This is a genomic window from Chitinispirillales bacterium, from assembly GCA_031254455.1.
Taxonomy (GTDB): domain Bacteria; phylum Fibrobacterota; class Chitinivibrionia; order Chitinivibrionales; family Chitinivibrionaceae; genus WRFX01.
This window is the reverse complement of sequence record JAIRUI010000014.1, coordinates 1-7,849: the sequence shown is the minus strand read 5'-3', so window position 1 is coordinate 7,849 and position 7,849 is coordinate 1. Positions and strand designations below refer to the sequence as shown.

The window sequence follows — 7,849 nt, the reverse complement described above, 5'->3', positions numbered from 1 at the left end:
TCCGTATTATCTTCAAACGACATTCCCGCTATTCCCAAATAAAACTTATGTTTGACATATTGCGGGAATAACTGTCTGAAAACATTTATCTGCGTACCCGCCAGCGTTTCAAGGTCTTTTTTGCGCACCTTATATTTTATCTCGATAAGAGCGACAGTATCGCCGTTATACATTACTACGTCGTATTCCCCTTTCAATTTCTCTCCATTGGGCAATTTTTTCGTTCTCTTCATACCTTTTTCTATTTCGTCAAAATCCTTGCCGCCGAAACGCATTGAGTTAAAAAGCGAATTGTAAAAATACGCTTCGCTAAACTTTCCGTTGCTTTCGCTTGTACCGTTAACAATTTCGTTGGTCTTGTCGATACGTTCTCCCACTTCGTCTAAAAATTTTCTCAACTCTGCAAAACCTTTCGCGTTTTCTTCTTGTTGTTTTCTCAACTCAACAAAACCTTTCGCGTTTTCATTCATTAACGCTTCAATTCTGTCTAACCGCTCTCTCCACTCCTCCATAATTTTCTCCTACTTTAATATGTTGTAAACAAATATACTATTCGCTGCACAAAAAAGTGGATCAAAACAAAAAGGGAACGGAATCTCTCCAGCCCCTTTTATTTAATATGTCCCGTCATTGCAAGCTAACCGCTACCGTCATTGCGAGCATAGCGAAGCAATTCAACCATCACGTTACCGTCTTACTCCCAACTTCGTCGAGTATTTATACGTCTTCCCGTTATTTCCTTTTACTTCGGCGATAATCAGATATCCGCAATTTGCCATTTTCTTGAGAAAAATTTGTCAAATCCCATTCTCTTCATCGTCTTAATAATGTTTTTAGTTTTGTAAAGCCGAAAACGAAAAGAATATTGTTTAAGCGTTTGCCCAAAAACTTTTGTCGGCACGATATTCCCAAAGTATGCCCACTCTTTTTTCCCACTTATTTACGTCGCCTAATTCTCTTTTTGCTTCGGGAATGGGGTTTTCTCTTACGGCGAGCTCTTTTTGTTTTAGAACGTCTTTTATAATTTTGAAGAACGCCGCCGCTTTGTCAAGGTTACCCAAGAATATGTTAAGCGCAACGACTTGATAAATTGATTCCATTTCGGAATTTATCGTTTGGCAATCCGATTTTTCTACCGCTATGGAAAAATATTTTTCTGCGGTTGAAAGCGATCCTTTATAATCTTTAAAACTCTTTTTTTCTATATCGGCGATTTTTAAATTATATGAGCCTATTTTATAGTAAACCGACGGTAAAAAAGATTTCATTTCTAATTCCGCCCGCATAATCGACAATTTTATCGACTCAATCGCCTTTTCAGCCGTTCGCGGTCTCGTAAAATAATTTATATCCGCTTTTGCGGCGGGAAACGCGTTTTTACGCGTCAATTCCTGATTTCTCAATTCCTGCATTAATTTTCCGTTCGCAACCAACTGGCTTAAGGTTTCGACGCCGGTTATGGAATTTACTTTCGTCCAGTCCTTGGGATCGGGCGAAGCGAATAAGCATTCCGGACAGACGGTCGTTTGCAAAAGGTTAAAATTCTCGACAAAGTACTCTCCGAATCCGGCGTATTGCGGAACAAGAAAAATACTTTCCGTTATAAGTTGACTTTTAGCCCGCAGATTATAACATACGACGTTTTGCTTATAGCAGGCGGGACAATGTACGTTGATTTCAAAAACCGGATCGTCTCCGATTTTATTTTCTGGATTTTTTTTACTGGTTGCGGTAGTTTGTTGTTTTTTTATTTGCTCTTTTAACTGATCAACATAAGATAAATTTACAAGTTCTCCGTATTTGTCCAAATACATGCTTACTAAATCATCGCTTCCCAAAAGTGATTTTAATTTCTCGACAACGAATCTGTTAGCCATAGTTTTCTCCTTTATTTTACTTAAATGTTTCAAGATTCTCAAAGTCAAGCGTCGCAAACAAATCTTCTATTGTTTCCGCCCGTCTTATTTTCAAAAAATCGCCGTTTTCTCTCATCAAAAATTCGGCGCAACGCAATTTTCCGTTGTAATTAAACCCCATGGAATGTCCGTGTGCGCCCGCGTCATGAATCACAAAAATATCGCCGATTTCAACTTTCGGCAATTTTCTATCGATAGCGAATTTATCGTTGTTTTCGCAAAGCGAACCGGTAATGTCGGCGATAATTTCATTCGGAAAATTTTCTTTTCCAAGAATAGAAATATGATGATATGCGCCGTATAAAGCGGGGCGCATAAGATTTGCCATACAAGCGTCAAGTCCTATAAATTCTTTATATGTCGATTTTTTGTGTAAAACCTTGCTCACCAAATATCCAAACGGACCGGTTATCATTCGTCCGCATTCCATAAAAATTTTGAGCGGAGAAAGTCCGTTCGCAATGATTATTTTTTCGTATAATTTTTTTGTTTCGTCTCCGATTTTTTGTAAATCTACCGATTTTTGTTCGGGATGATAGGGAATTCCTATTCCTCCGCCGAAATTTACAAATTCAAACGAAATTTTAATCTTTTTTGAAATTTCCAAAACTTCTTCAAAGAGAATTTTCGCCGTTTCCACAAAATAATCCGCGTTCAATTCGTTTGATGCGACCATCGCGTGTAATCCGAATTTCTTTACCCCCGCGTTTTTGCAGTATTCGTAACCGTCGAATAATTGTTTTTTCGTAAATCCGTACTTTGCGCTAATCGGATCGCCTATAATTGAATTTCCGGATTTTAAGTTACCAGGATTGTAACGAAACGATACTCGTTCGGGAAGTTTCCCAGCGTTTTGTTCGTAAAATTTTATGTGCGAAATATCGTCAAAATTTATTATAGCCCCTAATTGCGACGCTTTTTTAAATTCGTCTGCGGGCGTATTGTTTGAGGTGAAAATTATATTTTCACCGGAAACGCCCGACTTTTGCGCCAAAACCAATTCCGCCATCGAAGAACAATCCGCGCCTATATCATAATTCTTCAGGAGTTTGAGGATGTAGGGGTTCGGCGTCGCTTTCACCGCAAAAAATTCTTTGAAATCAATCCAAGAAAATGCGTTTTTGAAGTTTTTCAAATTTTCGACAATTCCGTTTTCTTCGTATATATAGAACGGGGTTTGCTCTTTTTTATTCAAATCGTCAATTTGTCCTTTTGAAAAAGGAATAGTTTTTTTCGTCATATTTTATCTTTCACTAAAACCGACAATGTAAAATAATAATCGCCGAAACTTATTAACACATCTTTTTTAACTCGGCAAAAATTTTTAACGCTTCTATCGGAGTAATGTTTTCAATGTCGGTTTTTTGTATTATATCGACAACTGGATTTTGCGGAGTCGTTTCAAAAATGCTTATTTGCATAGGAAGCGATTGAGGATTATTTTGCAATTTTATTTCTGAGATTTTTTTGTCAAGCCCCTGTTTTTCTTCGCGTCCTTCAAGCGTTTTTAGGATTTGCGCCGCTCTTTGAACCACTTTTTGCGGAACTCCTGCGAGCTGCGCGATTTTTATTCCGTAAGAATGCGGACTTTCTCCTTGAGAAATTTTTCGCAGAAAGATTATATTTCCTTTATATTCTTTTACGGAAATATGAACGTTTTCCATACGCTCGCAAATAGAAGCCAATTCCGTAAGTTCGTGATAATGCGTCGCAAAAAACGTGCGCGTACTTGTCTGTGTGTTGTTGTGCAGATATTCCGCCGTAGCCCAAGCGATACTTAATCCGTCGAAAGTCGAAGTGCCGCGTCCTACTTCGTCAAGCAGTACCAAAGATTTTTCGCTTGCGTTGTTCAAAATATTTGCGACCTCGATCATTTCCACTAAAAATGTTGATTGTCCTCTTGCAAGACGGTCAGACGCCCCAATTCTTGTAAAAAATTTATCGACGATCCCTATTTGCGCCCGCTTTGCGGGAACAAACGAGCCTATTTGCGCCATCAGGGCAATCAGCGCGTTTTGTCTCAAGTAAGTCGATTTTCCCGCCATATTAGGTCCGGTAATTATTAAAACTTGCTTTTTTGAATTTAAGACAGTGTCGTTGGGGACAAACTGTTCGCTCGTCATAATTTCCACGACCGGATGTCTTCCTTCTGTTATCAACATGTCCGAATTTTCACTTAAAATCGGGCGGCAATAATTATTTTGTGAGGCGATTACGCCAAAATTGCAAAGTACGTCTAAAATCGCAATGTTTTGCGCGGCTTCTTGAATTTTCACGCAATATGACGCTACAAAAGTTTTTAATTCCGCAAAAATATTGTTTTCCAAATTTGCGATTTTTTCTTCCGCGCCGAGTACCCGTTCTTCAAATTCTTTTAATTGCGGCGTTATATACCTTTCTCCGTTGGCTATAGTTTGTTTTCTTATAAAATAATTCGGAACCTTGTTTAATTGTGATTTTGATACTTCAAAAAAATACCCGAAAACGTTGTTGAACGCGACTTTCAGGTTATCAATACCGGTGTTTTGCCGTTCTTCTTCCTGTAATTTTGCAATAAACGATTTTGTATCGCGCTGAAGATTTCGCAAATTGTCCAGTTCTGCGTTTAATCCGGAGCGAATTAAGTTTCCGTCGCCGATTGACAGCGGCGGATTATCTACTATTGTTTCGGCGATTTTTTGAGAAAGTTCTTCAAATCCGTTGATTTTTTGCACGACTGACGATATTACGGGCAAAGGATTGTTTCCTATCAAACGGGCGATTTTAGGGAAAAGCGTTATAGAATTTTTTAAACCGTCTAATTCCCGCGGATTTACTCTTTGAAGCGAAACTCTTCCGATAATTCTTTCAAGGTCGATAATTTGTCTGAGAATATCTTGAAGCGAAGTCCTGGCTTCAATCTCTTTACAAAAATATTCCACCGCGTCCAAGCGGTCGTTTATTTCCTGTTTGTCTGCAAGGGGGGTTACGATCCACCGTTTAAGAAGTCGTGAACCGATTGAAGTTGACGTGTTGTCTAAAACCGAAACCAATGTTCCGCCGGTTTCGTCGGTATGTATAGGTTTCAATAATTCTAAATTTCTTATCGTCGCTATATCAAGATAAGCGTTTTTTTCGGCATAGTCAATTTTTATGGACGAAATATGCCCGCAATTGTTCTTTTTAAGTTTTTTTACGTATTGCAGTAAAACCGCGGACGAAATCACCGCAGAATTTTTTTGTTCAAGTCCCAAAGAATTTACCGAAACAGCGTTAAAATGCGTGCAAATTTCTTCTCGACTTGATTTTAACATAAACAAGTCGTCGTTTTCAAACGAAACGGGAATTTCTGGAAAATTATTTTTCAATATCGTCGTTATTTGATTGTTTTCTTTGTCGGAAAGTAAAATTTCATTCGGTTGAAATCGTGATATTTTTTGCGGAATCTCATTAATGTTTGAAACGCTTGTACTGAAATTACCGGTTGAAACGTCACATATCGCGTATCCGATTTCTCCTTCGTATTCGCAGACACAAATTATATTATTATCGGATTTTTCTTCCAAAAAACTGTCGTCGATACCCGTTCCCGAACTTATTACTTCTACTACGTCGCGTTTAACTATGCCTTTTGCGGCTTTAGGGTTTTCTATTTGTTCGCAAACAGCGACTCTATATCCTGCTTTAACGAGTTTGTGCGCGTATTTGTCTATCGCATGATAAGGGAAGCCGGCCAGCGGTGTTTCTTCAATGCCCCCGTGATTTCGTTTTGTTAAAGTTAATCCTAAAATTTTTGCGGTAATTTTTGCGTCTTCTTCAAATGTTTCATAAAAATCCCCCATCCTGTAAAGAAGAATAGTATTAGGGTATTCCATTTTAATTCTGTAATATTGAGCCATCATCGGTGGTTCTTTTTTGGTAGTAGATTTTGTCATTTTCCCACTCTTTTGCAAAAAGATTTATAAAAAATACGTTTTGGAGACGATAAAATGCTATAATAAATAATCTGTAATAATTTTTTGATATTAAATTTAACAAAAATTGACAAAATTTCGTTAAAACGTTAAAACAAAATAATATTTTTATAGAGCGGTGTTGATCGTATGGGAAAACTATGAAAAGAATGAAAAAATTGAAAACTGCGAGCAAAAAAATGTGTAAAATATTTCAAAAAATACCGTTAAATGTATTCTTCTCTCTGCCAAAAAAATTCAGTTTGCTAAGGATAAATTCTCCAAGGAAAACAGATTGTTTCTTGTTTCTTTCTTGCCCCCCGCTTGTGAAAAATAAGTTTGAATATGTTAAAGACAGTTGCTATAATTTTGCTTGTTATGATAACGCTTCGGCGATTCAAAGGCATTATCGAATTTAACAGCTGTCAAACAAAAGACGTTTTTATTATTATTTCAACGAATTCACATAAAATTTATGTGAAAACTATAGGGGGTTTTTATGCAGTGGTTCAAATTTTTAACAGAAAACAAATTCACTAAAACGCTTACGGTTGTTTTCATCGTTTGCGCTTTGTTTATTGATGCGCTTGGAGGAATTGTTATTCGGCATAAGGTTAATGCTGCCGCCGATGAAACGATTTTTATTTTGTTTGCAGCGTGTTTAATGATTTTGGGAACAGTCGTATGTATTTTAATGGCGCTTTGGATTTGTAATAAAATTCATTGGTACGAAAGTATACTTGACGCGCTTCCGTTTCCTTTGTCCATAACAGACAAAAATATGAATTGGACGTTTATAAACAAAGTCGTTGAAGATTTGCAGAAAGTAAAACGTAAAGATGTTATAGGTAAACAATGCAGCAATTGGGGCGCCGCCATTTGTGAAACTTCAAACTGCGGGATTGAATGTTTGAGACGGGGTGAAAACCACACGTTCTTTGAACAATTTGGTTCGGATTTTAAGGTAGAAGTGCGTTATTTATACGACGGATACGGAAATATAACAGGACATATTGAAGTTGTGCAGGATATAACCGATTTGAAAAAAATTCAAAAACAGCAAGCGGTTTTGATTGAAAATATCGGGGGTATGAACAGAAACTTTGTAAGCATTTCATCCGACGTCACAAATAGCGCCGATGAAAATGTAAAAACTACTTCTCAAACGGTGAAAATGATTAGCTCAATTAGAGAGAATGCGGAAAAATGTTCTCAATATATGGAGAAAATGACGCAGGCTATGACCGAAATCAACAATGCGAGCCGTGACATTGTGAATGTGACGAAAACTATAAGCGATATCGCTTCGCGTACTAATATCTTGGCTATAAACGCTTCAATTGAGGCGGCGCGAGCCGGAGAAGCCGGAAAGGGATTTGCGGTCGTCGCCAAAGAAGTAAAAAATCTTGCCAGCCAAAGTGCGAAATCGGTAAACGATACAAAGTCGTTGGTAAACAATTCAATAACTAAAGCGGATTATGGAATGCAAATGGTTAAAGACGCCGCCGATTCTCTTGCGGAAATTGTTTCGGGAATAAATACAAGCAATAATTTTATTAGCGGAATTGCTGAAATTTCCAAAACACAAAAGAATTCCATTGCGGATATTAACAAAAAAGCGGAAGAAATGGCTCTTTTGCTAAAAGAAAGCGATACAAATTAAAAAATATTGCGTTCGGCGAACAGACGGTATCTTAATTTTATAGAAAAATGTAGATTTTCCTTGACATCGCTTTATGTAATAAATTATATTCGTTATCCGTTAACTTTAAAATTACAAAAAATTGAAAGCTAACGGCGGTGAAAACGGGGATTTAGCTCAGTTGGGAGAGCGTCACGCTGGCAGTGTGAATGTCGCAGGTTCGAATCCTGTAATCTCCACCGTAATAAGTTCTTTGACAAGACAGATATTGTATATAGAGTACATATTGAATAGAGTTGTATGGAAAGATACAATAAGATATAAAGGGTATACGGGGGATGCCTTGGCATCATCCGTCG

5 protein-coding genes and 1 tRNA gene are annotated in these 7,849 nt (G+C 37.5%); 2 read left to right on the top strand and 4 right to left on the bottom strand.

Going from position 1 to position 7,849, the window contains the following annotated elements:
• The 4 genes from LBH98_00880 to mutS all read right to left on the bottom strand — a co-directional run.
• Positions 1-512 (bottom strand): hypothetical protein (locus LBH98_00880; GenBank protein MDR0303317.1); only part of this gene is annotated, 512 nt, incomplete at its 3' end.
• Between the two features lie 357 nt (positions 513-869).
• Positions 870-1,877: a DUF2225 domain-containing protein gene (locus tag LBH98_00875; GenBank protein ID MDR0303316.1), complete on the bottom strand. Its 1,008-nt coding sequence runs from the start codon at positions 1,875-1,877 to the stop codon at positions 870-872.
• A gap of 16 nt (positions 1,878-1,893) precedes the next feature.
• Positions 1,894-3,156, bottom strand: coding sequence for a diaminopimelate decarboxylase (locus LBH98_00870; GenBank protein ID MDR0303315.1), 1,263 nt, complete (start codon positions 3,154-3,156; stop codon positions 1,894-1,896).
• Positions 3,157-3,208: 52 nt separating this feature from the next.
• Positions 3,209-5,830: a DNA mismatch repair protein MutS gene (gene mutS, locus LBH98_00865; GenBank protein ID MDR0303314.1), complete on the bottom strand. Its 2,622-nt coding sequence runs from the start codon at positions 5,828-5,830 to the stop codon at positions 3,209-3,211.
• Between the two features lie 517 nt (positions 5,831-6,347).
• Here mutS and LBH98_00860 point away from each other — a divergent pair.
• Both LBH98_00860 and LBH98_00855 read left to right on the top strand, forming a co-directional pair.
• The gene (locus tag LBH98_00860; GenBank protein ID MDR0303313.1) at positions 6,348-7,511 is read left to right on the top strand and encodes a methyl-accepting chemotaxis protein; all 1,164 of its coding nucleotides are present in this window, start codon (positions 6,348-6,350) and stop codon (positions 7,509-7,511) included.
• Positions 7,512-7,656: 145 nt separating this feature from the next.
• Positions 7,657-7,729 (top strand) — tRNA-Ala (locus LBH98_00855).
• The last annotated feature ends 120 nt before the right edge of the window (positions 7,730-7,849 follow it).

Bases quoted from the DNA above. Each gene is read 5' to 3' on its own strand.
- LBH98_00860 (MDR0303313.1), top strand. From the start codon at position 6,348: ATGCAGTGGTTCAAATTTTTAACAGAAAACAAATTCACTAAAACGCTT.
- LBH98_00870 (MDR0303315.1), bottom strand. From the start codon at position 3,156: ATGACGAAAAAAACTATTCCTTTTTCAAAAGGACAAATTGACGATTTG.
- LBH98_00875 (MDR0303316.1), bottom strand. From the start codon at position 1,877: ATGGCTAACAGATTCGTTGTCGAGAAATTAAAATCACTTTTGGGAAGC.
- mutS (MDR0303314.1), bottom strand. From the start codon at position 5,830: ATGACAAAATCTACTACCAAAAAAGAACCACCGATGATGGCTCAATAT.